Source organism: Bacillus sp. FSL P4-0334 (assembly GCF_038004825.1).
GTDB lineage: Bacteria > Bacillota > Bacilli > Bacillales > Bacillaceae > Bacillus > Bacillus velezensis.
In genome coordinates, this window is sequence record NZ_JBBORX010000001.1 from 160485 (window position 1) to 186401 (window position 25917).

A 25917-nucleotide genomic window follows, 5' to 3' on the forward strand; every position below is an offset into this window, starting at 1 on the left:
AAGTGATAAGGGAGCCCCGATCATCAGGCTCCCTTTTTCAATATACGGCGTTTTCAGTGTCGGCATCAAAAAAGACGGCCCGGTTCATATTGACCGCAAGCAGAATGGCATCGCCGGGTTTCACCTGTGAAGCGCCGTCAAGACGGATCGTCATGCGGTCATCTCCGCTCACCGCATGAACGTACATCTCCGCGCCTAAGTTTTCACATACTTCCGCCACAGCGCGGCACACCGCTTCAGCCGGGTGCTCTGATTGTCCGGCAAGCGTCAAATGCTCCGGACGCAGCCCCGCAATCATCTCCTTACCGCTGTATCCTTTCTGCACAAGAACGGCCGCTTTTTCTTTCGGAATGGGCAGACGAACGGACGAACCGGCAAAATACCATTGCCCGTGACTTTCTTCAATGGCGCCTTTTATAAAATTCATACTCGGAGAACCGATAAAACCCGCCACAAACAGATTCGCCGGATAATGATAAATCTCATGGGGGCTTGCGGCCTGCTGAATATCTCCTTCATTCATCACGACAATCCGGTCGCCCATTGTCATCGCTTCCGTCTGATCATGCGTCACATAAACGATGGTCGCTTTCAAACGCTGATGGAGCTTGCTGATTTCGGCGCGCATCGTCACTCGCAATTTCGCGTCTAAGTTGGAAAGCGGCTCGTCCATCAGAAACACTTTCGGCTCCCGCACGATCGACCGGCCGAGCGCAACCCGCTGCCGCTGTCCGCCTGAAAGAGCCTTCGGTTTCCGCTTGAGCAGATGCCCGATTTCCAAAATATCAGCGGCCGTCCGGACTCGCTCTGCGATTTCTTTTTTCGGCAGCTTTCTGAGCTTCAAACCGAACGCCATATTATCAAACACCGTCATGTGGGGATACAGCGCGTAATTCTGAAAAACCATCGCGATATCGCGATCCTTCGGGGGCAGATCGTTCACCGCGTCTCCATCGATATAAAGCTTCCCTTCAGAAATGCTCTCCAGTCCGGCAATCATTCTGAGTGTCGTAGATTTGCCGCAGCCGGAGGGCCCGACTAGCACCAGCAGCTCCTCATCTTTTACATCTAAGTGAAAATCCTTCACTGCCGCCGATTGGGCGCCGTATGTTTTTTTGATATGGTCAAATGTTAATGATGCCATTCGAAAAACTCCTCCAATACTGGAAACCGCCACATCTTTCTGTTATGTTAAAAATGTTCGGGGTTTCTGACAGATTCATAAATGAAAAGCAAATTTGTATTATAACGTCATAATACATATAATAGTACTACTACTTGACAAAGGAGGTCCGTCCCATTGTTAAATAACGGGAGCTCGAAACCTTTATATATTCAGCTGAAACAAATTATCGCGGACGATATCAAGAAGGGCGTTTATTCGCCGTCCGTAAAACTGCCGACCGAAAATGAGCTGTGCGAAACGTACAACGTCAGCCGCATAACGGTCAGGAAGGCCATCCTTGATCTTGTGGAAGAAGGCTGGCTCGTCCGGCAGCAGGGAAAAGGAACGTTCGTTAAAAGCCCTAAACTGAAGCGGGAGCTCATCGCGGTCAACGGCTACTCTGAATTTATGGAATCAACGGGGAAAAAACCGAAACACCAGATCCTTTCCTATGAAATCATTGAAGCGCCTAAATCCATCGCCCAAAAACTTCGCGTCGCTTCCGAAAGTCCCGTTCTTGAATTAAAACGCATTTTATTTCACGACGACCAGCCGCTCTCATTCGAAATCGCCCACTATCCGCTCAGTTTATTTCCCGACATCGGCAAGCATATTAAAGGCGGCGTGTCGATGCATGACATTTTGAAACAGCACTATCAGGTGGTGCCCACCCATAATACGAAGCTGTTAAATGTCGTATACGCCAAGCAGGAAGAAAGCCGCTATCTGGCTTGTGATATCGGGGATGCGCTTTTTGAAATTGACAAAACCGCTTTTATGTCAAAAGACCAGCCGATATACAGCTCGCTGTTTGTAATGCATACCGACCGCGTCACGTTTACCATTAACAGTCCCTATGCGTAACAAGTATAAAAAACGAGACAATGCTTATCGTATTCTCGTTTTTTCACTGCTTTTCCCGCCGCCCGGCCTGTAGGGATGCCCGTAACCGAATGCTCCGAACCCTCCGCATGTTTTGGCAGCCGTCCCGGCGGCCGCAGTAAGCGCTCGCCGAATATCCTGATGCTCGAAAAAATCGGTAAGAAACCCGGCGATAAAAGAATCACCCGCGCCCAATGTATCTATTATATCAGCTCTTACCACCGGCTGATGATAGACGCGTTCCCCATCCGATAACACCGCGCCATATTCTCCCCTTGTCAGACAGACGATTTTCGCTCCGAAACCGCGGGCTTTTTCGGCAAGCCGCACACATTCACTTTCACTCAAATCACTCCCGGAAAAAAACGCATACGTCACGTACGGGCAGACCGCTTCTAAATAGGCTTCGTCACGTTTTACAGAGAAGTCAAAGGAAATCGGCACATGGCCGCTCAGCATCGGGAGGTCACGTTCTATCCTGCTGTATACGCTCGTATGCAGCAGATCATGTCCGGCGATAAATGAGATGTCATTCTCCTGAAAAGCGAGCGTCAGACGCGATTGCACGCCGCCTTTATTTGATCCGGCAAATATCCTGTCCCCTCTTTCATCAAGCGTGACGACCGCCATCCCGTTTTCTCCGTATGCCCGGCGGATCAGATCGGCATTCACCTTTTCCAGTTTCAGCACATTCAATACGTGATCCGCCGCTTCATCACTGCCGAGAATCCCGATATAAGAAGTTTCGTGGCCTAAGCGCCGGGCAAGCACGGCTACGTTTAACGCATTTCCGCCCGGGTAAAACGTTTCCTGATCCTGATAATAATCTACTACATTATCTCCGGCCGCTATCAGTTTCATCTTTTCATCCTCCTTATCCTTTCACGCTTCCCGCAGCAATGCCGCGGATAAAATATCTCTGCATCAATAAAAACAGCGCGATGATCGGAGCAGCAGAAATCGTCAGCCCGGCCAGCAGCACGCCCCAATCCGTCTGCAGCGCATCTCTGAACTGCATCAGCCCGGCCGGAATCGTCCGTAAATTTTCATCATCGATAAAAATAATCGCAAACATAAACTCATTCCATGTATGGTAAGCCGTCAAAATGCCTGATGTCACCAGAATCGGCACGCTCATAGGTAAGAATATTCTGAAAAATATTCCGAAACTTGTACATCCATCCAGATAGGCAGCTTCCTCAAGCTCTTTGGAAATCGACAAAAAATAGGACCGGATCAGAATCACGGTAAACGGAATACGGTAGGCGGCGTACGGAAGAATCAATGCCCAATACGTATTGTACAGTCCCAATGACTGGATAATGGAGTACAGCGGCACAAGACTGACCTGCGGCGTCAGCATCAAGCCGCCAAGACAAATGATCAGCACAAACCCTTTTCCTTTAAATTGAAAACGGGCCAGCCCGTATGCCGCCCAGGCGCTCACAAATACGGTGATGAGACAAGTCAGCACGGTCACAATGACGCTGTTCATAAAATAAGCGGAAATCCCTTGGTTCCATGCGGATACGAAGTTTTCGGGATGCCAGACAGAGGGCAGCGACCAGCTGTGCTCAAAAATCTCATCCGAGCTTTTAAAGGCGCTGACCGCCATCCATAACAGCGGATATGCAACGGCAATGAGGTAGATAAAGAGAAACAGCCACACAGACGTTTCCCCGACATTCCATTTTCTCGGTTTTCCGCCTGTTCTGACGGCCTGATGGGCATGACGCAAGTCCGTCTTTTCAGGAAGCATCGGCTACTCCTCCTTTCCGGTCTTAAAGAATTTCATCTGAATAAGCGACAGAGCAAGCGTCAGCAAAAGCACCACCGTCGCGATCGCAGAAGCGTAGCCCATCATATCCTTTGTAAAAGCACTCTTATACAAAAATGTGCTCAGCACTTCTGAAGCATTGCCCGGCCCTCCGCCGGTCAGAATATACGGTTCATTAAATACGGTAAATGCGCCGGTCAGCGTCATCACCACGGCAACAAACGACATTTCTTTCGTCTGCGGCACCGTAATGTGAAAAAACTGCTGGATTTTTCCGGCTCCGTCCAGCTGCGCCGATTCATATAATTCAGCGGGAATGCTCTGAATCGAGACAATGTACAGCATGGCGATGTAACCGACAGACTGCCATTGAGACACAAAAATGACAGACAGCATAGCGGTGTTTTCATCGCCCAGCCACGCGCGGGTCAGTTCATCAAGTCCGACGGCTTCCAGCAGCTGATTCAAAAGCCCGATTTCCGGGTTATAAATAAAATCAAACAACAGCGCAATGACGGTCATGGAAATGACGACCGGAAGAAAAAAGACCGTGCGGAAAAACGGCGACCATTTTCTTACCAGTCTGTCTTCCAGCACGGCCGCCAGAATTAAGCCGCCGCCAACCTGGCAAATCAGCGATATGACCGCATACAGCACATTGTTGCGGAGCGCTGTAAAAAATACGGGATCGTGAAACAGGTCAATATAATTTTTCAAACCGATAAACGTCTTTTCGGGTTGAAATGAGCTCCATTCAAACAGACTGAAAAACACATTCTCAATAATCGGAATGTAAACGAACAGCAGAAAAATCAGCGCGGGCGCGAGAAACAGATACGGAATGAAACGTTTTCGGCTGACCAAGGAAATCCTCATCTCCTTTCTCCAAAGAAATCTGTTCTATTCAGATGACGCTTTGACCTGACGCGCCGCTTTCTGCACGGAATTCATCACCTCGCGCGGTGTCATTGTGCCGCCGAGCATCTGCTGAACGCCTGCCGCATACACATCGGCGATTTCAACGTCAACATCCATATCAAACCACGGCACCATTGTTTCGGCGCGGACGATATCCTGCACGGCTTCACGCTGGATCGGGGCGGAATTGTTTTCTGTCGCCGTTCCTTGAACCGCGCTGTATTTACCGACGTCTTTTATCAGCTTCTCTCCCATTTTTTTCGAGGTTAAAAACTGAAGAAATTCCATGGCTTCTTTCGGGTGCTTCGTTTTTGAGGAAATCATAAATCCTTCCGGAGATCCGGTCAGTGCACGGGGAGATCCCTTTTCGCCGCTGATTTTCGGGAAAGGAAACAAGCCCAGATTGACCGGTTCGACGAGCTTAATTTCTGCCGTTTCCGCATAAATCATCGCCGCTTTTCCGCTCGTAAACTGCTGGCGCACGTATTCGTGATCGACGGAGTTCACGTGCTTTGTAAAGTACGGCAGAAGTTCCTGAAGCTTTTCAAGCGCTTTGACATAGCCTTCGTCCGTAAACTCCCCGGTTTCCGGGCTGTAATCTTTCGCCCGCGTTTTTTCATCCACCATACGCTGGTTCAGCGTCCCGATATAATGAGAAATGGTCCAAGGCGCTTTTGTGCCGAAACTGATCGGAATATATCCGTTCTCTTTCAATTTCTCAGAGACTGTGATCAGTTCATCCCATGTCGCCGGGGGCTTCAAATGTAATGAATTAAAAATGTCCTTATTATAAAAGAATGATTTAGCGTCCATTTGCCACGGAACACCGTACTGTTTTCCGTCATGCGTAAAGGGTTTGATTTGTGACTGCACCAGCTGTGAGGACCAATCTTTATCCTGCTGATAGTAAGACGACAGATCGAGGGCTTTGTCTCCTTTGATGAATTTATAAGCAAACCGGTCGCTCCATGAAAAGAAAATATCAGGGGGGCTCGTTGTTCCGAGCATGACTTTCACCTTGTCTTTATAAGAATCGTTTAAGACCGCTTCCGTTTGGATATGAATATCCGGATGAGCGGCTTCAAATTCTTTGACCGCTTCTTCAAAATAGCTTTTTTCCGGCTCCTTCGGCCACCTGTGAAAAAACTTCAGAGTCACTTTTCCGTCAGAGGAACTGCTTTGGCTTGAACAGGCGGCGGCTGACAGACATACGGCTAACAGAACGAACAGGCAGATGAGCTTTTTCAGATGCTTTTCCTCCTTTGTCACCGGACTATAACGTTATATATCATTATAGTCCGGTGAAATATAATGCGCGTTCTTAATATTCGACTTTCCACATGTAACGCCGCTGGCTTAACGGATGGTTCCTTGCTTCCGCCAGCGCATCCGCATAGCTTCTGAGCACCCGGTTTAATACGAGAGGAGCCAGATAGCCTTTTACAGAATCGTCAATTCCGGAAAAATCATATGCTGCCGCATCAAGCACAGTCAGTTTTTTGCCGTATCTTTTTGAGAAGGAAAGCGCCCGCTCTTCAAGGGGTCTTGTTTCGTCTAAGCCGAGCAGGATAATAAATGGAACGGATTCATCAATGATTTCGAACGGTCCGTGAAAATATTCTCCGGCATGAATGGCGTGGGAATGAATCCATTGCATTTCCATGAGAATGCAGATGCTGTAGGAGTAAGCGACACCGTAGTTCGCACCGCTTGCCATCGTGTAAATGATATCTTCTTTTTCGTGGGCTTTCGCGAATGCCTTTGCGTGATCCGCTTCTTGTTTAAGCGCTTTGTCATATACGGTCTGGAGCTTATTGAGTCCGTCGATCGCCGGCTCAAACGCGGGATGGTTTTCCAGCACGTGTAAAGCGCCGAACACGATTTGATACAGAACCCCGTAATTCGTATTTATCGCCTGTGCGTTCTCACCCCAGTCATACACCGCGACATATTCGGCTTCTTTCGCTAGCGGCGAATCAGGCTCAAAGGTCATCGCAATCGTAAGCGCGCCTTTTTTTCTGGCGAAACCGGCGGCTTTCACCGTTTCCGGCGTATTGCCTGACTGAGAACATAAAATCACGAGAGAGTTCTCTCCGAGCTGAACGGGATTGCGCTGAATAAATTCATTTGAACTGTAGAGATCAGAGCTGATGGCTTTCGCCTCTCTGTCAAACACGTACTTGCTCGGATACATAATGGCTGAAGAACCCCCGCAAGCGACGAAAAAGACGTGGTCAATCGTTTTTCCTTTCAGATCATCCAAGAAAGCCTGAACCTTGTGATTCACTTGTGCGGCAGTTTGACTCAAATCCTTCACTCCTCAGTGTTTTATTATATAACGTTATATAACATTATATAACGTTATATTAATCGCAGCAAAGGTGCGTTGTCAATCATATTTTCTGAAATTTCTAAAATATAAAATAAACCCGGCTTATTTCCCGCCCTCTCTTGACCTGACCCTTAGAGACACGTTTAGAATGAAAAACAGGGAGTGATTCAGAATGAATATAAAAGAAGCCGCCAGACAGACGGGTCTCACGAAAAAAGCCATCAAATATTATGAGCAGGAAGGTTTAATCACCGTCAGCAAAAACCCTGATAACGGATACCGTGAGTATTCCGATCAGAACGTGAATACGCTGAAAATGATTGCCGCCCTCCGAATGCTGGCACTGTCTGTAAGCGATATTAAAGCGTTCCTCTTAGAGGGCAGCAGTCTGCATGATATACTGCGCCGGCAGCATCAAAAGCTCAGCCGGCAGATTGAAGAGCTTGAGCAGGAACGGAAACTGACTGAAATGCTGATCAAGCGCGTGGAAGATGCGGAAAATGTCGATTCAATTCTGCATGATATCGGCGAGGTCAAAATAGATGAACCGAAGTATATGGGACTTCAGCTGAAAAAACTGTTCCCGGGAGATTTCGGAGAATTTATCGCCGCGCTGTTTGAACCGTTCCTCGACTTTTCTATTGATACAGATGAGAAAAAAACGATATGGGCGGAGCTTATTAAAGTATTGGATGATATGGAAGAAGTTCCGGCTGCACACCCGATGATGCAGCTGGTCGGCAAGGAGGATCCGGCTCAGCTTCAGCAGCACAAAGTCCAGCATGATCAATTTATCGAGCGGATTTTAGAGAGAGACCCCGCCACTTGGGACACTCATAAAAACATCATCATTCAGCTTGTGAAAAGAGTGCAGACAGATGAAGAATACAGGGAAAGCCTGATCAAGGTCGGAGAATCAGCTTCTGATCTGCCCGCGCTGAAGGAGGGATCGCCTTTCAGCAATCTTCTTCAAAAGCTCAGCCCGAAATATGACACATACGTGCGACTTCAGCTTGAACTGAAAAAAGAAGCCGACGAGGAACTCGGCTTTGATTCAGAAGCATATTTAAAACAGATGCTTCAATCAAAAAAACGCTAAGGTTCGTTTCCTTAGCGTTTTCTTTCTTCAGCCTCAGTGCTGCGCGTTAATGCGGTCAACGACATTAGCGATGAGCTGCTCTTTTCCTAAGTCGGAATCTTCGTCAACGCTTGCTACTGTCAAAATGATGGCCGCTACCGCAAGAGCGATCGTCTCAATGGCGGCCGCCGCGTTTAAAAATACCCATACAGCCGTTGCGCATTGGCCGATGGCCGTTGATTTTCCTTTGTCCATGCTTTTTTTGTCAAACTCTTCTTTCAGCACTTTCGCCATAATCTGCGAACCTTGATCAATGACGCTGTTCACTTTTTCATAATCGCCGCTGTAGACCGCCGCGTTTAACTCTTTAAAATAATTCGGCGATGACTTTTTAATATCAGCGATCACCTGATCGGAAACTTGCTTTAATTCATCCTGATCAATCTTTTTGACAGCCTTGGTATCCCATACTTCAGGAAGGAGCTTTGCGACCTCACCTTGTCCGAAAAAGATGCCGGAAAAAATGTCTTCACCCGAATAAGAGACGGATGGCTCAGTTTTCGCCGCGGCATGCGGGCCGACTAATGCAACCATTAAAACAAACACCAGCATCATGGCGGCAGCAGACCTTTTGCTTTTAACCATATAATTTCCTCCTTTTCCTTTTATTGAAAAAATTGTATCTGATAAAAAGGGGATTGTAATGGTTCAAAGCTACTGTTTTCTCTGCCGGCACCAAAAACAGGACCAAAATACCAGCCACCGTAATGGAAAACGAGGTAAGCCCCAGCATAACGGCAAAGATTTCGTGCATAAAAATGGAGATAAACAATATCAGACGCCAATATGTTTTCGGAGCAAACAAAGCGCAGAACATAATGGTTTGCACAATAAGCGTGCCCCACGTCGGGATGATGACAAGCTTGGACTGCAGGATAAAGTCAAACAGACCGTGAAGCGCATCCGGCAGACCCAGCATCGGATCGTTCAAATAGTAATAAACGGCAGTTCCGTTCTGCCACTCTTCTTCCATCAGTTTAGCAATGACGGAGTTAAAATACAGCATTGCGACCTGTATTCTGATGATTGTCAGCGTCGCCCAGCACAAGGAGCGGTAATAAGGCTCAAGCGGCCTTTTCTCAAAAGACGCCTCGTACGGAGACCAGTGCCATTTCCGCGGATCGGTTAATGTCAGCGGGAGCAGCAGCAGTGTAAAAACGGCAGCCACCTGATCTCCTCCGTCAAGGGTAACGGCGGAGTTTTGGAAGCTGTACGAAATCCACCAGTGAAAAAAACCGGTGATTCGCGGCCGCCAGCCAATGACGACAAGGATTAACATACAGATACAAACGGCTTTGACGATCTCAATGTAACGGAAATCGGGAAACAGCAGAAACAGGCTGAACGTGTCGGAAAAACTGAGCATTTGATTTTGCGTTTTGAAGAAGACAGACGCCGGATTGAACAGCAATGTCAGCAGCGTGCCGAGCGCGATTAAGCTTCTGGCAAGCCCGTACACATTTGTCCAAGGCGGATTCTTCATCATCCATAAGGTGAGCTGCTTTTTTGCATCCTGAATCAATTGACATCCACTCCGATGTATTTTTTGATGGTTCTTTTCGTTTCGGTATGTTGGCTCCATGCCCATGGGGTAATGCGTTCATATGTAATGATCATTTTCCCTTTCAGCCTTGGGGAGGGAGACTCATTTTTCATTTTCAAAAATGTGGTATCCTTAATGTCTTGGCCAGTCGTGAAGTCGTTCCACTTCTCTTTGGAAGGCAGCTTTTCCAGCATAAGGCCGAGCTCTATCCCTTGCGTCCGGCCGTAGCGGTTTAAGCCGATGACATTTTTCAGAGAATTATTCGGCCATCTGAGCTCCTCATCGGCATCAAGAAGATAGATGTTCAAGCTGTCTTCTCTCGGATCTTTACTGAAAAATCCCCAGCTTTGCGGATAAATCATGGAAACGGTTTTGGATTGATGCTTGGTTAATTGGATGGCGGAGCTTGGCAATGCCGCGATGATGGTAAAAAACAAAACGATGATCCAGGCGGCCATGATAAAAAGAAAGAATGAAAACATGCTGGTTTGCTTCTTGTCAGTCAATTGAAACCCTCCTAGCGGATGGAAATTTCATTGACATGATTATACACCAATCAACAGGTAAAATATTGATAAATCAGATTTTTCGGACTAATATACTATTATATGTAAAAAGGGAGTGTTCATATGTTTTTGATGAATGATAAAGTGCTGTGGGGAGCTGTGGTTCTCGCCTTTATTCTGTCGATTGTGTTTTATCCGTTTCTTCCTGCTGATATGGCCATTCACTATGACGTGTCGAACCGTCCGAATACATCAATCAATAAAACGGCCGGCGTCCTGATTTTTCCCGTGCTCATGATGATCTGCATGTTATTCAGAAAAAAGGTCGTCCAGCTATTCCTCATCGTTTACTGTCTGCTGATCGTGCATATTGCCGTGATGTGGCTGGCACTGTAAACATAAAGAAAACCGGAGCCCTTAAGCTCCGGTTTTTCTTATTTATAAAATACTTTCTCAATGTTGTATTTCGACTGAAGGGTATTGATCGCGTACGTTTCGTAAATCTCCCTTTCCATGGGATCATTTACGACACATACTTCAATTTTATACACTTCGTCCCTGTGATGTTTAACAGGCGACACATTGTCTTCAAAATGCTTTTTGATTCTTTGTCTTAATTTACGGGCTTTCCCGACAAACAGCAGCTCATCATGAATGTTATAAAACATAAAGATGCCGCCTTTGTCTCTCGGAATTTGGTGAAAATCAATGAAACCGTAAATCGCTTTAATCGCCGGTTCATTCTCCGACGGTGACTGCTGCCGTTCCGTAATGGTTACATCAGGAGCAGGAAGGTTTATTTTTATCAAATGGGTCACGTCCTCTTATTCATTAAAGCTCCATCCTATCATAAGAATGCGCCAAAAGCTATTTTTTATTCAAGCGCCCCGGCCGGATCATAAAGGCTTAAATCAATTTCCGTCTGCTGCCCGAGCGCGAGTTTCGCCAGTTCAGCCCCCAGATACGGCCCGCTCGTCAGTCCTGAGGCGCCCAGCCCGTTGGCAACGAGGAGTCCGCTGATATTCGGCACTTTGCCGATGACGGGAAGAAAACCGGGAGTAAACGGCCTGAAACCGACTCTTGTCTCTATTACAGTACTGTCTGAAAGCCCCGGCGCCACGGTTAATGCTTTGTCAAAAATCTCGCGGAGACCGCCGGCCGTCACCCGCAAATCCATGCCGGTATCGTTTTCATGAGTCGCGCCCGCTATGATTCTGCCGCTGTCAAAGGCGAGAATGTATTGATCGTTTGGGGGCATGACGACGGGCCAGCCGCCCGTCTCCTCTCCCTGAAGCTCTAAATGAACGATCTGCGCCTTTTGAAACGATACTGAAAAGCGGATGCCGAGCGGCTCAAGCAGCTCTCTCGCCCAAGCACCGGCCGTTACGAGAACCTGATCGGCAGTAAGCGTGCGTTCTGCGGTTTTCACACCGATGACGGCACCGTCCTCTGTCAATATTGACGCTTCTTCATTGTAAACCGCCGCGCCGTGCTTAACGGCCGCGTTCAACAGCGCCTTACGAAGCGCCCTCCCGTTCACCCGGGCCGCGCCGCTGACATGAACCGCCCCGTATTCCTCCGACAGCGCGGGGAACAGCGCCTTCGTTTCTTCCGGAGTCAGTCTTGTAATGTCACCGATTTCAGGGGCGTCCTCTCTTCTTTTATAAGCTCTTTCCTCCATTTGGCTGAGCTTTTTTTCATCCGTATGGAGGCTGACGGCTCCGACCTTTTGATAACCGGTTTCTGTTTCTCCGTCCGCTTCAAGCTGCTGTATCAATCGTTCATAATAACGGGCTCCGCCTTTTGCGATCGCATACCATGCCTGATTGCGGCGCTGTGACAGCCACGGGCAGACGATCCCCGCCGCGGCGTCAGTCGCCTGCCCCGGGTGTTTCCGGTCAATGACCGTTACATCCGCCCCGGCCTTTGCGAGATGATAAGCCGCGGACGCACCGAGAATGCCGCCCCCGATAATTATATAAGACTTCATGTGTAACACCTTTTCTATCTGTTTTGTCTTATTTATTTTAACAAATGGAGCGCCCGGTTCCTACCGGAGTCCTGACGGCAATGATGAGTTTCGAAAACGGAAACGTATAATAAAAGGAATACGTTCTTGTCTGAAAGCCGTTTTCCTCAAGAATTGCTCTGTATTGTGATGTATTTTTTATATCTGACACGGCCAATGTGCCGCCAGGCTTCAGCACCCTCACCATTTCCGCAATCGCCCGTTCCCTCTTTTTTCTGCCTGAAATGTTGTGTACGGTAAAATGCGAAATGACAAGGTCAAACGTCTCATCAGGAAACGGCATGTCTTGCGCCAGTCCGTCATACAGATCAATTTCCGGCGCTCTTTCAGCCTGTCTGTTCTTTTCAAATGCGTCTCTTCCGTTTCCGACCAGGTCCCAGCTTGACCATTTGTCAATCGCTGAGACGTCAGCGCCTTTTTGAGCCGCGGCGATGGCTAATAGCCCCCGCCCCGTACCGACATCAAGCACCTTCATGTCCGGCTTTAAACCGGATAGCGCAAGAATACGATGGCGGTGTAAAAGTTTAATGGCCGTTGAATACAAGAGCATCCAAAGACCGAGCAATAAAAACAAGGTGCCCGTCAGCCAGCCCCAGTAAGGAGGAATCATACCGCATAACGTGGCTGCAGCATAAAGGAGCGCAAGAAAGATAAATCCAAACGCTCCATAAGGCGCATCAATTCCGTATCGTGCTGTCATAACACTCACCCCTTTCAATATTTATCCAAATGGTATACCATATTATTCTAACAAAAGCTGAAAGGAGATACGACCATATGAAACGCGGCATTACATTTAACATCCCAAATCAATTCGGACGGTTTGCGGCAGATATATTACAACCGTTCCCCATCTCTTCCTATACGTGGTTTATCGGTGATGGAGAGGCGTATACTGAATTCAAAGAAGACACCGATACAGACCTGTTTCCGCAAAATCAGCGCATCATTCAGGGTCAAGAACTCCGTCAGCGTCTGGAAGGAAACCCTTATTATATGATTTTTGCTGAATTGAAAGCTTTCCCGGGCGGGATGGTAACGGAAATCAATACGTACGAGGAGTATTTGGAGAGTTCCTGTGAGCTTGTGCTTCTCATTGCAGATTGCTCGTATGTAACGTTATATTGCAAAGATCCGGATATGCTCGAAGCCCTTTATCAGCAGGCTGTACAATGCGGATTTCTCCGCGTTGACTATGTTACAGATGAGAATGATGCGAGAACGGGATTGTCTGTCTGATGAAGGTGCGTTCTTTTTATGAAGCGCCTGATAGGGCTTAGGATTCAAAATATTAACAAATTCGTGTGTTTTCAACAAAAAAACAACCCTCTCATGTATACTGAGTGCGTAACTTACATATGAAAGGGGTATGGCAATGAAAATCAGCTTGAAGAAAAAAGCAGATTTTTGGAAGAAGACGGCGGTTTCGTCACTTATTTTCACCATGTTTTTTACCCTGATGATGAGCGGTACGGTTTTAGCGGCCGGGCTGAATAAGGATCAGAAGCGCCGGGCGGAACAGCTGACCAGCATCTTTGAAAACGGAAAGACGGAAATCCAATACGGATATGTTGAAGCGTTGGATGACGGAAGAGGTTACACTTGCGGGCGGGCCGGCTTTACGACGGCTACCGGAGATGCGCTGGAAGTAGTCGAAGTATACACGAAAGCGGTGCCGAATAACAAATTGAAAAAGTATTTGCCTGAATTGCGGCGTCTTGCGAAGGACGAAAGCGATGACATCAGCAATTTGAAAGGATTCGCTTCTGCCTGGCGCTCACTTGGCAATGATAAAGCCTTCCGCGCTGCCCAGGATAAGGTAAATGACAGCTTGTATTATCAGCCGGCGATGGAACGTTCAGAAAATGCCGGACTGAAAACGGCCTTGGCAAAAGCAGTGATGTACGATACGGTGATTCAGCATGGCGACGGCGATGATCCAGACTCCTTTTATGCCCTGATTAAACGCACGAACAAAAAAATGGGCGGGTCACCGAAAGACGGAACTGACGAGAAGAAATGGCTCAATAAATTCTTGGATGTGCGCTATGACGATCTGATGAATCCGTCAGATGAGGACACCCAGGATGAATGGAGAGAATCGGTTGCCCGTGTCGACGTTTTCCGCGATATTGTCAAAGAGAAGAACTACAATTTAAACGGGCCGATTCATGTCCGGTCAAGCGAATACGGTAATTTCACTATTCAATAAACAAAAAAACCCCGCCATATGGCGGGGTTTTACTATTAACCGATGGAGCCTTCCATTTCGAACTTAATCAAACGGTTCATTTCAACTGCGTATTCCATCGGAAGTTCTTTTGTGAACGGCTCGATGAAACCCATAACGATCATTTCTGTTGCTTCTTCTTCAGAAATACCGCGGCTCATCAAGTAGAAAAGCTGTTCCTCAGAAACTTTTGATACTTTCGCTTCGTGCTCCAATGAAATGTTGTCGTTCAGGATTTCATTGTAAGGGATTGTATCAGAAGTTGATTTGTTATCCATAATGAGCGTATCACACTCGATGTTTGAACGGGCGCCGTCCGCTTTCCGTCCGAAGTGGACGATACCGCGGTATGTTACTTTTCCGCCCTGTTTCGAAATCGATTTTGATACGATTGTGGATGACGTATTCGGTGCAAGGTGAATCATTTTCGCGCCTGCGTCCTGATGCTGTCCTTTACCCGCAAGAGCGATAGAAAGCGTCATTCCGCGCGCGCCTTCACCTTTCAGAATGACAGCCGGATATTTCATCGTCAATTTAGAACCGATGTTTCCGTCAACCCATTCCATCGTCGCGTTTTCTTCACAAACCGTACGTTTCGTTACTAAGTTGTAAACGTTGTTCGCCCAGTTTTGAATTGTTGTATAACGGCAGTAGCCGCCTTTTTTGACGATGATTTCAACAACCGCGCTGTGAAGCGAGTTTGTTGTGTACACAGGAGCCGTACAGCCCTCTACGTAATGAACGCTTGCTTCTTCGTCAACGATGATCAGCGTACGTTCGAACTGACCCATGTTTTCAGAGTTGATGCGGAAGTAAGCTTGAAGCGGTGTTTCAACCTTCACGCCTTTAGGCACGTAGATGAAAGATCCGCCGGACCAAACAGCTGAGTTCAGCGCCGCAAACTTGTTATCAGTCGGCGGAATGACTTTCGCCCAGTGCTCGCGGAAAATGTCTTCATTTTCTTTCAGCGCGCTGTCTGTGTCTTTGAAGACGATGCCTTGCTCTTCAAGATCTTCTTTCATATTGTGGTAAACAACTTCGGATTCGTACTGTGCAGAAACACCGGCAAGGTATTTTTGCTCAGCTTCAGGAATACCGAGTTTGTCGAATGTCTGTTTAATTTCCTCAGGCACTTCATCCCAAGAACGCTCTGAACGCTCAGACGGCTTTACGTAATACGTAATTTCGTCAAAGTTTAAAGAGTTTAAATCCCCGCCCCACTGCGGCATCGGCATGTTGTAGAAATGCTCAAGAGATTTCAGGCGGAAATCAAGCATCCATTGAGGCTCTTCTTTCATGCGTGAAATTTCTTCTACGATTTCTTTTGTCAATCCGCGCTCTGAACGGAAAATGGAAACGTCCTTATCGTGAAAACCGTACTTGTATTCACCAATTTCAGGCATTTTTTTAGCCATCCATTTTCACTCCAATCTTTTAATTGCCGCCTTTTTCGCCAGCGACTCCTTTTTCAAGTGCTTTCCATGAAAGGGTGGCACATTTAATCCGGGCCGGGAATTTCGAAACGCCTTGAAGAGCTTCAATATCCCCGAGATCTATCGAGTCGTCATACTCTTTCCCTTGCATCATGTCTGAGAAAATCTTAGACATGGAAAGGGCGGTATCAATATCTTTTCCTTTAATCGCCTGCGTCATCATGGAAGCTGAAGCCATGGAGATAGAACATCCTTCCCCTTCAAACTTCGCTTCCTGAACGGTATCGCCGTCAAGCTTCATTGTCAGTCTGATCCGGTCGCCGCAAGTCGGGTTGTTCATATCGACGACGATGCTGTCATCCAAAACCCCTTTGTTGCGCGGATTTTTGTAATGATCCATGATCACTTGTCTGTATAATGTATCTAAATTTGCATTAAAAGACATTTGTAAAGTACTCCTTTGTCTTTTGGAGGGCTTCCGCGAGCTTATCGATCTCTTCCTCTGTATTATACAGATAAAAACTCGCTCTCGCAGTAGCAGATACATCCAGCCATTTCATGAGCGGCTGGGCGCAATGATGTCCGGCTCTGACCGCAATGCCCTCAGCATCGAGGACAGTCGCGACATCATGAGGGTGAACCTCATCAAGATTAAATGTCACAAGTCCCGCCCGCTCTTTCGGACCGTATACCGTCACGCCGTCTAGCTGCTCGAAACGGTCAAGCGCATAGGCTGCAAGCTTATGCTCATGCCGGGAAATCTCGTCGAGTCCGATCTCTTCAAGAAAATCAATCGCAGCTCCCAATCCGATCGCGCCTGCGATAATCGGCGTGCCTGCTTCAAATTTCCACGGAAGCTCTTTCCAAGTTGATTCATAAAGCCCTACAAAGTCGATCATTTCGCCGCCAAATTCGGCCGGCTCCATATTCTCAAGCAGTTCTTTCTTGCCGTACAGCACGCCGATTCCCGTCGGGCCGCACATTTTATGGGAAGAAAGCGCGAAGAAGTCGCAATCCAAGTCCTGAACGTCGATTTTCATGTGCGGTGTGCTTTGCGCCCCGTCCACCACGATGACCGCGCCATTGTCATGAGCGATTTTGGCGATCTCTTTAATCGGGTTGATCGTGCCGAGCACGTTTGACACATGAGCGACTGCCACGATCTTCGTATGGCTTGTGACAGTCTGCCGGACGTCGTCTAACGAAAGCGTGCCGTCTTCCTGCATCGGGATATATTTTAAAGTCGCGCCGGTTGCTTTTACTGCCTGCTGCCACGGAATGATATTCGCATGATGCTCCATTTGGGTGATGACCACTTCATCACCGGGTTTTAAGCTGGCGCGGGCATAGCTCAGCGCCACCATATTCAGTGAAGTTGTCGTGCCTTTTGTGAAAATGACCTCAGCCATTGATTTCGCATTGATAAACTTACGGACTTTTTCACGCGCACCTTCATAGCCGTCTGTCGCTCTCGTGCCAAGAGTATGAACGCCTCTGTGGACATTGGAATTGTATTTGCTGTAATACTGATCCACTGCTTCAATGACAGCACGCGGCTTCTGGGAAGTCGCCGCGCTGTCAAGGTACACGAGGTCATGTCCGTTCACTTGCTGATGAAGGATCGGGAACTGTTCACGAATATCGGTGATATTCATTATTTTACTTTCCTTTCGATGACGGAGACGAGCTGTTTCTTAACTCCTTCAATCGGAAGCTCTTTTACCACCGGAGCAAGGAATCCGTAAATGACTAAGCGCTCCGCTTCTTCTTTCGGAATTCCGCGGCTCATTAAGTAGTAAAGCTGGATCGGGTCCACACGGCCGACAGATGCCGCATGTCCTGCAGTTACATCGTCTTCATCAATTAAAAGAATCGGGTTTGCATCTCCGCGTGCTTTCTCACTCAGCATCAGAACGCGGGATTCCTGTTCAGCGTTTGCTTTAGACGCACCGTGCTCGATTTTGCCGATTCCGTTAAAGATGGAAGATGCGGCATCTTTCATGACTCCGTGCTTCAGGATATAGCCTTCAGAAGCCTTACCGAAGTGGATGATCTGCGTCGTAAAGTTTTCCGTCTGTTCTCCTCTTCCGACAACTACGGTTTTCGTATCGCCGTATGTGCCGTCTCCGTAGAGGTTTGTCGTGTTTTCAGAAATCGTGTCGCCGTCGTTCATCAGTCCGAGCGCCCACTCGATTCTGCTGTCGCGTCCGCGCGCGGCTCCGCGGCGGTTGACGTATGTCGTGACGCCTGCTGACAGGTTGTCAACGGCGCCGTACGTCACGCTGGCATTATCACCTGTGACCACTTCACTGATAATGTTGAATACAGCTTCTTTCGGATTCACCGTGCTGATGTAGTTCTCAACGTAAGTGACGGAGCTGTGGTCTTCAGCGACGATCAGCACGTGGTTGAACAATGCCGTGTCATTGCTTTCATGAACGTAAACGGCCTGAACAGGCGTCTCCACCTGAACGTTTTTAGGAACATAAAGGAATGCCCCGCCGTTCATTAATGCTGCATGAAGCGCAGTCAGTTTATGTTCGTCGACCTTAACGCCGTCTTTCATGAAATACTTCTCAACGAGGTCGCTGTGCTCACGAGCAGCCGTTAAGATGTCCGTAAAGATGACGCCTTTGTCTTTCAATTCTTTAGAAAGAGAAAGGAAAGCGGGCGTTTGGTCACGCTGCACGTATAACGTTTTGTCTTCGTTTTCGATATCGATCAGCGCTTTTGCTTCATCAGCTAAATCTTCTAAAGAAGCAAGCGGCGCATTTTCTACTGTATGCTTGTTGAACTTTGTAAAGTTCCAATTTGTGATTTTTGTTTTATCAGGCTTAGGCAGCGGCAGATCGTCAGCTTTTTCAAGAGCCTGTAAGCGCAGGTTTTTCAGCCAGGCAGGTTCTTGATGCTTTTCGGAAAAGCCTTTGACATATTCCTGATCTACGGATAGTTTCGTTTCCAATGTCATGATTATCCCCCTAACGCTTACGCTTCTTGGCCTACAGTTTCGTCTTCAATGCCTAGTTCTTGTTTAATCCAGTCATAACCTTCCGCTTCAAGGCGCTGTGCAAGCTCCGCGCCGCCGGATTTCACTACGCGTCCCTGCATCATAACGTGAACGACATCAGGCGTAATGTAGTTCAGAAGGCGCTGGTAGTGAGTGATCATTAAGCAACCGAAGTTTTCGCTGCGCATTCTGTTGATTCCTTTAGAAACGACTTTAAGTGCATCGATATCAAGACCTGAATCGATCTCGTCAAGAATGGCGATTTTCGGCTCGATCATCATAAGCTGAAGGATTTCGTTGCGTTTTTTCTCCCCGCCTGAGAAACCTTCGTTCAGGTAACGCTGCGCCATTTCAGGGTCCATTTCAAGGAACTCCATGTTTTCGTCCATTTTGCGGATGAATTTCATAAGAGAAATTTCATCGCCTTCTTCACGGCGGGCGTTAATCGCAGAGCGAAGGAAATCGGCATTTGTCACACCGCTGATTTCGCTTGGGTACTGCATCGCCAGGAAAAGACCCGCCTGAGCGCGCTCGTCCACTTCCATTTCCAGTACATCCTTGCCGTCAAGCGTGATGCTGCCTTTTGTAACTTCGTATTTCGGGTGTCCCATAATCGCTGCTGAGAGCGTGGATTTACCGGTACCGTTCGGCCCCATGACAGCGTGGAATTCGCCGCCTTTTATTTCAAGGTTTACACCTTTTAAGATCTCTTTTCCTTCGATTTCAACGTGAAGATCCTTGATCGTTAATGTTGAAGCAGCCATATCTATACCTCCAAAATATATAATCATTATTCTCAATTTATTCTCATTCTAATTTTATAACAAATGAAAAGTAAATACAACTTTTTATATTACCCGGAACATTCCTAAAGTTTATCAAAGATCAAGGCGTAATTAAAGCTGTTTGAAACAGAAAAAGGGCGGAAATCCACCCTTTTTTACTGACCGATTTTCTCATTAAGCTGCGCTGCGAGGAACTTGCTTTTTTGATATTCAAGCTCCCTCTGCCGTTCGACTTCCATCCTTTTTGAAAGACGCCGTCCGTATTCCTCGTAGCCGATGCCGTGTGACTTCTGCATCGCTTTTTCCATTTCAGGCGTATAGTCAAGGTCCAGTCTCTCGTGGCTGGTGCAGATAATGAATCAATCCCTTCATCTATTTGTTTCTATTGTAACAATGATCCGCTGCTCCGGCCAAAGAGAGTGTGCCCCTGAATCCTTTCGAATGTGCCGGAATCCGGCGCTCGCTTTATCTGAAAAACGGTATTCACACGATTGCTCTTTCTAATGCGTCGTATGTCCGAATTCCTGAATACACTGCTGCACGAGGGTCACTCCCTGACTGAGAGCCGCACCGCCCCCGAATGCCGCCGCGACGCCGATGACCTCAAGAATGTTTTCTTCTGTCGCCCCTTGGTCAAGGCAGCCCTTCGTATGATAAATCATGCAAAATTCATCTTGAGCGCTGATGCTGATGCCCAGAGCGATTAATTGTTTCTCTTTTTCAGTTAATGAATCCGCTGAGAAACACTGTTCAGTAAATTCATTAAACTTCCGCCCCATCATCGGCATTTTTTGCTCGAATATGCCTAAACCTTCTTTATATTGTTTCAATGCGTCATGCACGCTTTTTCCGTTATCCTGGTATTGAGCCACTGCCATTCCCTCCAATAAGTTAACCTTCCTTTTTATTATGGACAGTTCTCTGATTAATACCCGAAAAAAACCCCGGATGATTCATCCGGGGTTTTCGTTTTATTCAGATACGGGAAGCACGGCTCCGTCGTATTTTTTCTCAATAAAGTCTTTGATTTTCTTAGAGTGAAGCACTTCCATAAGCGCTTTGATTTTCTCTGATTTTTCGTCACCTTTGCGTACGGCGATGATGTTTGCATATGGGTTGTTTTTCGTTGATTCCACTTGAATCGCATCTTTTAACGGATTCAGTTTGTTTTGAATCGCATAGTTGACGTTAATGAAGACTGCATCGCCTTCTTCTTCATTATATGCTTTCGCCGTTAATTCAGGGGCGATTTTTTTGAATGTCAGGTTTTTCGGATTTTTCGTAATGTTCTTCGTAGTGGCTTCAATCGTTTTTACCTTCGGATCAAGTGTGATCAGTCCGGCTTTTTCAAGCATCGCCAGCATACGGCCTTGTTCAGCGACATTGTTAGTCATGATGATGGTCGCGCCTTTAGGCAGGTCTTTCAGTGATTTGTATTTTTTCGTGTAAATTCCGAATGGCTCAAGGTGAACGGCTCCTGCATTCACGAGTTTGTAATCTTTATTTTCTTTCATTTCCTGTTCAAGGTAAGGAACGTGCTGGAAGTAGTTCGCATCCACTTCATTATCAGCTAACGCTTTGTTGTACATTTTGTAATCGTTCAGCACTTTTACTTTTAATGTATAGCCTTTTTCCTTCAAGAGCGGTTCCGCTTCTTTTAAGATTTCAGCATGCGGTGTTTTTGTCGCGGCGACGACGATTTCCTTTTTATTTGAGCCGTTTGATCCGCAGGCCGCCAAAACTCCCGCGAACACAAGCAGCAGCGCACTTAATACAATCTTTTTCAATGTAAATCCTCCCTTATCTTTTGTCTATTATATTTGTAATTACATCACCGATAATCTGAATGATAAAGACGATGATGAGTATAAATACTGTCGCTACAAACGTTACATCCGTATTATTGGACTGGTAGCCTTCTACATATGCAAGGTTTCCGAGTCCGCCTGAACCGATGGCGCCGGCAATGGCGGTAGATCCGATCAGGGCGATGGCCGTAACGGTGATGCCTGAAATTAACGCAGGCATTGATTCAGGAATCAGCACTTTGAAGATAATCGTCGATGTCTTTGCTCCCATTGATCTGGCAGCTTCGATGACTCCTTTATCGACTTCCCGCAGCGCAATTTCCGCAAGACGGGCGTAAAACGGCGCGGAGCCGATAATCAGCGCCGGCAATGCGGCGTTCGGTCCTAAAATCGATCCGACCAAAATCTTAGTAAAGCCGAGAAGCAGAATAATTAAAATAAGAAACGGAATAGACCTGAAAATATTAACGACCGCCGCAATCACGGTGTTAATGATTTTATTTTCCCATAAGCTTCCCTTGCCCGTTAAAAAGAGCAGAAGACCGAGAATCGCTCCAATGACAAATGAAAAAACTAATGCGATGACCGTCATATAAAGGGTCTCGTATGTGGCCGTCCACAGCTCGGTTATATCAACGTTCGGGAACCATTTTTCAAACATTTGTGATCACCTCTGCTTCTACCTGTTTGTCTTTGATGAACCGGATCACGTTTTCTACTTCTTTTTCCTGACCGTCAATATGAATGAATAAAGAACCGTAGGCTCCGTCCTTCGTCTGTGAAATTTTCCCCTGCAGAATATTGACGTCCACATCAAAGTTTCGGATCATTTCCGTAATGAGTGGCTGCTCGGCGGCCTGCCCGACAAATGAAAGCTGAATCGTTTTTCCTGTCGCTGTTTCCTGCAGAAAATGCTGGATGGTTTCTTTCGTCTCCTCCGGTTCTGTCACCTGCTGAACGAAACGCTTGGTCATCGGTTCGCGCGGGTTTCTGAAAACTTGGAGTACTTCGCCTTCTTCAACGACTTTCCCGTTTTCCATGACGGCGACTCTGTTGCAGATTTTTCGGATGACGTGCATTTCATGGGTAATGAGCACGATCGTCAGGCCGAGTCTGTCATTTATATCGGATAAAAGATCCAAAATTGAATCGGTCGTCTGCGGATCAAGCGCTGATGTCGCTTCATCGCACAGAAGGACTTTCGGATTATTGGCGAGCGCCCGGGCGATGCCGACACGCTGCTTTTGACCGCCGCTCAGCTGCGACGGATAAGATTTTTCTTTCCCCTCTAATCCGACCAGTTTAATCAATTCATCAGCGCGGCGGACCCGTTCGCTTTTTTTCACGCCGGCGATTTCCAGCGGGAACATAATGTTCTCCCGAACGGTGCGCGACCACAGAAGGTTAAAATGCTGGAAGATCATGCTGATTTCCTGGCGCGCTTTTCTCAGCCCGCGGCTGCTTACTTTATTTAATTCCGTCCCCGCGACTTCCACGGTTCCCGACGTCGGCTTTTCAAGGCCGTTCAGGAGACGGATTAAGGAACTTTTACCAGCTCCGCTATATCCTATAATTCCAAATATTTCGCCCTTTTTGATATCAAGAGTGACATCTTGGACAGCATTGACATCCCCATGCTTCGCTTTGTAAATTTTTGAAACATTTTGAAGATGGATCAAAGCAATCACCCGCCTTACACTATTCTAAGAAATCTTCCGGGTTTCTCCGCAAAAGAAAAGCCTTTCTGCAAAAATGAGCAGAAAGGCTTATTGAAAAAGGCCTTTCTCTCATCTTTCAAAGCAGACCGCTTCGAGTGAATTGGCACCATTTCAACATTGTTGATGGTTGCCGGGCTTCATAGGGCACTTCCCTCCACCTCTCTTGATAAGAGAAAACATATCGTATTTTCGTCCGGAAATTCTTACTGTAGAATAGCACGGCGAATGATAAAAAGTCAATAAAATAAATATTGGAAGCTATTGTCACATAGTAGATTGGCAGTTACGGCCGTTTACTGATCGCCTGAAAAAATCCGTTTGTCAGCCAGAGGATGGCCTCCAGCTTCAGCAGAGCTCTGAATGATCCTTTCACTTTGAGTTTTCCGCTTTGGATAAGCTTTTGCAAAGAGACATCACCATGCAGGAGATGGATGATTTCCGTCTGGTTTCCGTAAAAGGTCAAATTAGATTTTTCCTTTGAAACCGACGTTTTTCTCATTTCTCCCTGTCCGTTAATTGAGACCGTTAAGGCTTCTGTTTCTCCTTGGAATGTAATCAGCAGCGTTGAGGCGTTTAATAGCGGTTTCAAAAACAGATGCTGTCCGTCATTCTCTGAAACTTCTATTTTCTCCACTCGTATAACCTCCCGTTTTAATGGCCATACATACACTTTCTCTTTTTAACGGACAGAACCCTTTATAAACCGCACGACATTTTCCTGTAAATATTGTCACATCGGGAACGTTTGCGATGTTTTTTGTTTAATCAGCTCATATAAATAGGAAACGGAGCGGAAGGCGTATCCTTTCTCAACAAGCTCTCCGCCTTTAAACAGCAAAAAGCACGGAACGCTTTCAATCTGATAGGCTTTGGCGAATGCGGGGGAATAATTCACGTTGTTTTTATAGAAGGCGGCGCCGGGCAGCATTTCTTCGACGACAGTAAGCATTTTGGACGCCAGCTGGCATGTGCCGCAAAACGGGGTGTACAAATACAGGAGATAAACGTCATCCTGAATCGATTCGAGTTCATTTTCTTGGAGTTCTTTCATGATTACCACCTCAGGTCGTTCTTTTTCAAAAATACAGTGTCAGCATCAAAGCCGGCTCTGAGCAGCACGGATGCGAGATGATGGCCCGGGCACGACTCGACTTGCCTGTATGTTCTGTCTATATAAATATGGCGCGCTTCGGGAAGCTCCCGTTTCAGCTGTTTTCTTAATTTTTCTCCGGAGTCATCTGCGTCCGTTAAAATATAGACGTCTCTGTCAAACAGGCGGTCCGCCAAATCTTCCAGTTCGGTTTGGCCGATCGTCCCGTTTGTACAGATGATTTCCGCGGGTTCGATGAGCACTTCCCTGACTTTGATTTTATCAGATTTTCCTTCTACGATAATGACCTTTTCATCTCCGTTGTACATAAGCGCGTCACCTGCCGATTGTTTTAGCGTCAGATTGAAAAAGAAGGCAGTGAAATTCACCGCCAACTGTTAACACCAGCCATTCTCATAATCGCAATCGACATATTTCGGATCGCTGCCGTTTATGACATCGGCTGTTTTATAAAATTTTTGATTTTCAAATGAAAAGCCCTGTTTGAGCTCGTACTGGTCCATGCCTGTCATCTCGCCGATGGCTTCATTTTCATGAAATAAGGAAAACCGGCCGTTTTGAAAGCGGCCCGTAACGTTCTCCGTCACATCGACCTTTTGTTTATCAAAAGCCATTTTAGACACCTCCCGTTACAGATAGAATGTCCAAATGGCCCCTTTGCTATCCGATCAGTCTTCCTGTGTCATTTCGTCATATTGCTCGGAAGTCATGAGGTTTTCGATTTCTTCAGCATCAGCCGGTTCCACGACGATCATCCACGCTTTTTCATACGGAGACTCGTTTACGAATTCAGGACTGTCATCAAGGTCTTCGTTCACTTCCGTCACCGTTCCGTTAATCGGTGCGTACAGTTCGGAAACGGTTTTGACGGATTCCACGCTGCCGAATGGCTCGTCCGCTTTAATTTCGGCGCCGACTTCCGGAAGCTCGACAAAGACGATGTCGCCAAGTTCGGCTTGCGCGAAATGTGTAATCCCGATGCGGGCTTTTCCGTCCTCAACTTTGACCCATTCGTGCTCTTTGGAATAACGCATATCTTTCGGTGTGCTCATCTAAATCCCTCCATTTTTTTCTTATAATAAGAAGATACCATAATTCTTTGAACCTGGCATTACATCCAATATTTTTCGAATTGGTCTTCTTTAAAGCCGACAGTGACTTTTTCGCCGTCTGTCGTAATCGGGCGTTTCAGGAGCATACCGTCTGATGCCAGGAGTTCAAGCTGTTCATCCTCTGACATGTGGTACAGTTTTTCCTTTAAGTTCAGCTCGCGGTATTTCATTCCGCTCGTGTTGAAAAACTTTTTGAGCTCAAGACCGCTCTTTTCATAAAGGTCTTTAATTTCTTCTTTCGACGGAGTTTCCTCCGCGATATGTATTTCGTTTATTTCCTTACCGCGGTCTTCCAGCCATTTTTTCGCATTACGGCACGTTCCGCATTTAGGGTACCAGTAAAAATTTAACGACATCTTCTTCACCCCTTGTAAATGATCGTCGTTATTTTAACACAATCACTTGTAAAAACCTATAACGTTG

The 25917-nt window shown here is 46.9% G+C and carries 32 protein-coding genes, 1 pseudogene and 1 riboswitch; of the genes and pseudogenes, 5 read left to right on the forward strand and 28 right to left on the reverse strand.

Annotated elements, in window-relative coordinates:
• Positions 1-37 precede the first annotated feature (37 nt).
• Positions 38-1144 (reverse strand): ABC transporter ATP-binding protein, encoded by a 1107-nt coding sequence (locus NSQ37_RS00805; RefSeq protein ID WP_163113448.1) that lies wholly within the window; start codon positions 1142-1144, stop codon positions 38-40.
• A gap of 156 nt (positions 1145-1300) precedes the next feature.
• Between NSQ37_RS00805 and NSQ37_RS00810 the strand changes: the two genes are divergently transcribed.
• The gene (locus NSQ37_RS00810; protein WP_150941389.1) at positions 1301-2029 is read left to right on the forward strand and encodes a GntR family transcriptional regulator; all 729 of its coding nucleotides are present in this window, start codon (positions 1301-1303) and stop codon (positions 2027-2029) included.
• A 24-nt stretch (positions 2030-2053) separates the two neighbouring features.
• On the opposite strand, the gene NSQ37_RS00815 is transcribed toward NSQ37_RS00810, so the two are convergent.
• From NSQ37_RS00815 to NSQ37_RS00835, 5 genes are all read right to left on the reverse strand, one after another.
• A complete protein-coding gene (locus tag NSQ37_RS00815; RefSeq protein ID WP_007613586.1) occupies positions 2054-2908 on the reverse strand; it encodes a PfkB family carbohydrate kinase in 855 nt (284 codons plus the stop codon).
• Between the two features lie 13 nt (positions 2909-2921).
• Complete coding sequence (locus NSQ37_RS00820; protein WP_218791356.1) at positions 2922-3806, reverse strand: carbohydrate ABC transporter permease; 885 nt, start codon at positions 3804-3806, stop codon at positions 2922-2924.
• Between the two features lie 3 nt (positions 3807-3809).
• Entirely contained in the window at positions 3810-4700 is an 891-nt protein-coding gene (locus NSQ37_RS00825; protein WP_012118373.1) for a carbohydrate ABC transporter permease, read from the reverse strand.
• Positions 4701-4724: 24 nt separating this feature from the next.
• Positions 4725-5990 carry an ABC transporter substrate-binding protein gene (locus tag NSQ37_RS00830; RefSeq protein ID WP_038456488.1) on the reverse strand — a complete coding sequence of 422 codons (1266 nt, stop codon included), beginning with the start codon at positions 5988-5990 and terminating at the stop codon, positions 4725-4727.
• 73 nt (positions 5991-6063) lie between these two features.
• A complete protein-coding gene (locus NSQ37_RS00835; RefSeq protein WP_032867108.1) occupies positions 6064-7050 on the reverse strand; it encodes an SIS domain-containing protein in 987 nt (328 codons plus the stop codon).
• A gap of 196 nt (positions 7051-7246) precedes the next feature.
• On the opposite strand from NSQ37_RS00835, the gene NSQ37_RS00840 reads away from it, so the two are divergent.
• Entirely contained in the window at positions 7247-8173 is a 927-nt protein-coding gene (locus NSQ37_RS00840; protein WP_069007325.1) for a MerR family transcriptional regulator, read from the forward strand.
• Positions 8174-8206: 33 nt separating this feature from the next.
• On the opposite strand, the gene NSQ37_RS00845 is transcribed toward NSQ37_RS00840, so the two are convergent.
• The 3 genes and pseudogenes from NSQ37_RS00845 to NSQ37_RS00855 form a co-directional block, all read right to left on the reverse strand.
• The gene (locus tag NSQ37_RS00845; protein ID WP_341123064.1) at positions 8207-8797 is read right to left on the reverse strand and encodes a sporulation delaying protein family toxin; all 591 of its coding nucleotides are present in this window, start codon (positions 8795-8797) and stop codon (positions 8207-8209) included.
• Between the two features lie 84 nt (positions 8798-8881).
• Positions 8882-9698 (reverse strand): annotated as a pseudogene (locus NSQ37_RS00850) (sporulation-delaying protein SdpB family protein); the annotation flags it as partial.
• A 32-nt stretch (positions 9699-9730) separates the two neighbouring features.
• Positions 9731-10261 (reverse strand): SdpA family antimicrobial peptide system protein, encoded by a 531-nt coding sequence (locus tag NSQ37_RS00855; RefSeq protein ID WP_025285231.1) that lies wholly within the window; start codon positions 10259-10261, stop codon positions 9731-9733.
• A gap of 123 nt (positions 10262-10384) precedes the next feature.
• Between NSQ37_RS00855 and NSQ37_RS00860 the strand changes: the two genes are divergently transcribed.
• Positions 10385-10657: a DUF1648 domain-containing protein gene (locus tag NSQ37_RS00860; RefSeq protein WP_015240532.1), complete on the forward strand. Its 273-nt coding sequence runs from the start codon at positions 10385-10387 to the stop codon at positions 10655-10657.
• A gap of 38 nt (positions 10658-10695) precedes the next feature.
• On the opposite strand, the gene NSQ37_RS00865 is transcribed toward NSQ37_RS00860, so the two are convergent.
• From NSQ37_RS00865 to NSQ37_RS00875, 3 genes are all read right to left on the reverse strand, one after another.
• Positions 10696-11070 (reverse strand): nucleotide excision repair endonuclease, encoded by a 375-nt coding sequence (locus NSQ37_RS00865; RefSeq protein WP_007410094.1) that lies wholly within the window; start codon positions 11068-11070, stop codon positions 10696-10698.
• Between the two features lie 65 nt (positions 11071-11135).
• On the reverse strand, positions 11136-12251 hold the full coding sequence (locus NSQ37_RS00870) for an NAD(P)/FAD-dependent oxidoreductase (protein ID WP_253612777.1): 1116 nt from the start codon (positions 12249-12251) through the stop codon (positions 11136-11138).
• A 37-nt stretch (positions 12252-12288) separates the two neighbouring features.
• The gene (locus NSQ37_RS00875; protein ID WP_132105871.1) at positions 12289-12990 is read right to left on the reverse strand and encodes a class I SAM-dependent methyltransferase; all 702 of its coding nucleotides are present in this window, start codon (positions 12988-12990) and stop codon (positions 12289-12291) included.
• 77 nt (positions 12991-13067) lie between these two features.
• Between NSQ37_RS00875 and NSQ37_RS00880 the strand changes: the two genes are divergently transcribed.
• Positions 13068-13529: a DUF2691 family protein gene (locus NSQ37_RS00880; RefSeq protein ID WP_025285234.1), complete on the forward strand. Its 462-nt coding sequence runs from the start codon at positions 13068-13070 to the stop codon at positions 13527-13529.
• A 136-nt stretch (positions 13530-13665) separates the two neighbouring features.
• Positions 13666-14502 carry a chitosanase gene (gene csn / locus NSQ37_RS00885; protein WP_015240537.1) on the forward strand — a complete coding sequence of 279 codons (837 nt, stop codon included), beginning with the start codon at positions 13666-13668 and terminating at the stop codon, positions 14500-14502.
• A gap of 35 nt (positions 14503-14537) precedes the next feature.
• Here the strand turns inward: csn and sufB are convergent, their stop codons facing one another.
• The 16 genes from sufB to NSQ37_RS00965 form a co-directional block, all read right to left on the reverse strand.
• On the reverse strand, positions 14538-15935 hold the full coding sequence (gene sufB, locus NSQ37_RS00890; protein WP_007410090.1) for a Fe-S cluster assembly protein SufB: 1398 nt from the start codon (positions 15933-15935) through the stop codon (positions 14538-14540).
• A 19-nt stretch (positions 15936-15954) separates the two neighbouring features.
• Positions 15955-16398 (reverse strand): Fe-S cluster assembly sulfur transfer protein SufU, encoded by a 444-nt coding sequence (sufU, locus tag NSQ37_RS00895; protein WP_003151877.1) that lies wholly within the window; start codon positions 16396-16398, stop codon positions 15955-15957.
• Positions 16388-17608, reverse strand: coding sequence for a cysteine desulfurase SufS (sufS, locus tag NSQ37_RS00900; protein ID WP_007410089.1), 1221 nt, complete (start codon positions 17606-17608; stop codon positions 16388-16390). Before sufS ends, sufU begins: the two co-directional genes overlap by 11 nt.
• Complete coding sequence (gene sufD, locus NSQ37_RS00905; RefSeq protein WP_015240539.1) at positions 17608-18921, reverse strand: Fe-S cluster assembly protein SufD; 1314 nt, start codon at positions 18919-18921, stop codon at positions 17608-17610. The genes sufS and sufD overlap by 1 nt, the downstream gene beginning before the upstream one ends.
• 17 nt (positions 18922-18938) lie before the next feature.
• On the reverse strand, positions 18939-19724 hold the full coding sequence (gene sufC, locus NSQ37_RS00910) for a Fe-S cluster assembly ATPase SufC (protein ID WP_003327022.1): 786 nt from the start codon (positions 19722-19724) through the stop codon (positions 18939-18941).
• Positions 19725-19900: 176 nt separating this feature from the next.
• Positions 19901-20053 (reverse strand): hypothetical protein, encoded by a 153-nt coding sequence (locus NSQ37_RS00915; protein WP_003151857.1) that lies wholly within the window; start codon positions 20051-20053, stop codon positions 19901-19903.
• A 192-nt stretch (positions 20054-20245) separates the two neighbouring features.
• The gene (locus NSQ37_RS00920) at positions 20246-20623 is read right to left on the reverse strand and encodes a carboxymuconolactone decarboxylase family protein (protein WP_029973602.1); all 378 of its coding nucleotides are present in this window, start codon (positions 20621-20623) and stop codon (positions 20246-20248) included.
• A gap of 93 nt (positions 20624-20716) precedes the next feature.
• Positions 20717-21532 (reverse strand): methionine ABC transporter substrate-binding lipoprotein MetQ, encoded by an 816-nt coding sequence (gene metQ, locus NSQ37_RS00925; protein WP_012118382.1) that lies wholly within the window; start codon positions 21530-21532, stop codon positions 20717-20719.
• A gap of 13 nt (positions 21533-21545) precedes the next feature.
• Positions 21546-22214, reverse strand: a complete 669-nt coding sequence (locus tag NSQ37_RS00930; RefSeq protein ID WP_012118383.1) for a methionine ABC transporter permease — start codon at positions 22212-22214, stop codon at positions 21546-21548.
• A complete protein-coding gene (gene metN, locus NSQ37_RS00935; RefSeq protein ID WP_003151850.1) occupies positions 22207-23232 on the reverse strand; it encodes a methionine ABC transporter ATP-binding protein MetN in 1026 nt (341 codons plus the stop codon). Before metN ends, NSQ37_RS00930 begins: the two co-directional genes overlap by 8 nt.
• A 105-nt stretch (positions 23233-23337) precedes the next feature.
• A riboswitch (SAM riboswitch) is annotated at positions 23338-23444 on the reverse strand.
• A gap of 110 nt (positions 23445-23554) precedes the next feature.
• Positions 23555-23905: an SCP2 sterol-binding domain-containing protein gene (locus NSQ37_RS00940; RefSeq protein WP_007410085.1), complete on the reverse strand. Its 351-nt coding sequence runs from the start codon at positions 23903-23905 to the stop codon at positions 23555-23557.
• A gap of 96 nt (positions 23906-24001) precedes the next feature.
• Positions 24002-24322: a thioredoxin family protein gene (locus NSQ37_RS00945; RefSeq protein ID WP_003151847.1), complete on the reverse strand. Its 321-nt coding sequence runs from the start codon at positions 24320-24322 to the stop codon at positions 24002-24004.
• A 2-nt stretch (positions 24323-24324) separates the two neighbouring features.
• A complete protein-coding gene (locus NSQ37_RS00950) occupies positions 24325-24690 on the reverse strand; it encodes a toprim domain-containing protein (protein ID WP_081211918.1) in 366 nt (121 codons plus the stop codon).
• Between the two features lie 69 nt (positions 24691-24759).
• Positions 24760-24996: a YusG family protein gene (locus tag NSQ37_RS00955; protein WP_003151845.1), complete on the reverse strand. Its 237-nt coding sequence runs from the start codon at positions 24994-24996 to the stop codon at positions 24760-24762.
• Positions 24997-25050: 54 nt separating this feature from the next.
• On the reverse strand, positions 25051-25434 hold the full coding sequence (gcvH, locus tag NSQ37_RS00960; RefSeq protein ID WP_003151844.1) for a glycine cleavage system protein GcvH: 384 nt from the start codon (positions 25432-25434) through the stop codon (positions 25051-25053).
• 59 nt (positions 25435-25493) lie between these two features.
• Positions 25494-25850 carry an arsenate reductase family protein gene (locus NSQ37_RS00965; protein ID WP_003151843.1) on the reverse strand — a complete coding sequence of 119 codons (357 nt, stop codon included), beginning with the start codon at positions 25848-25850 and terminating at the stop codon, positions 25494-25496.
• Between the last annotated feature and the right edge of the window lie 67 nt (positions 25851-25917).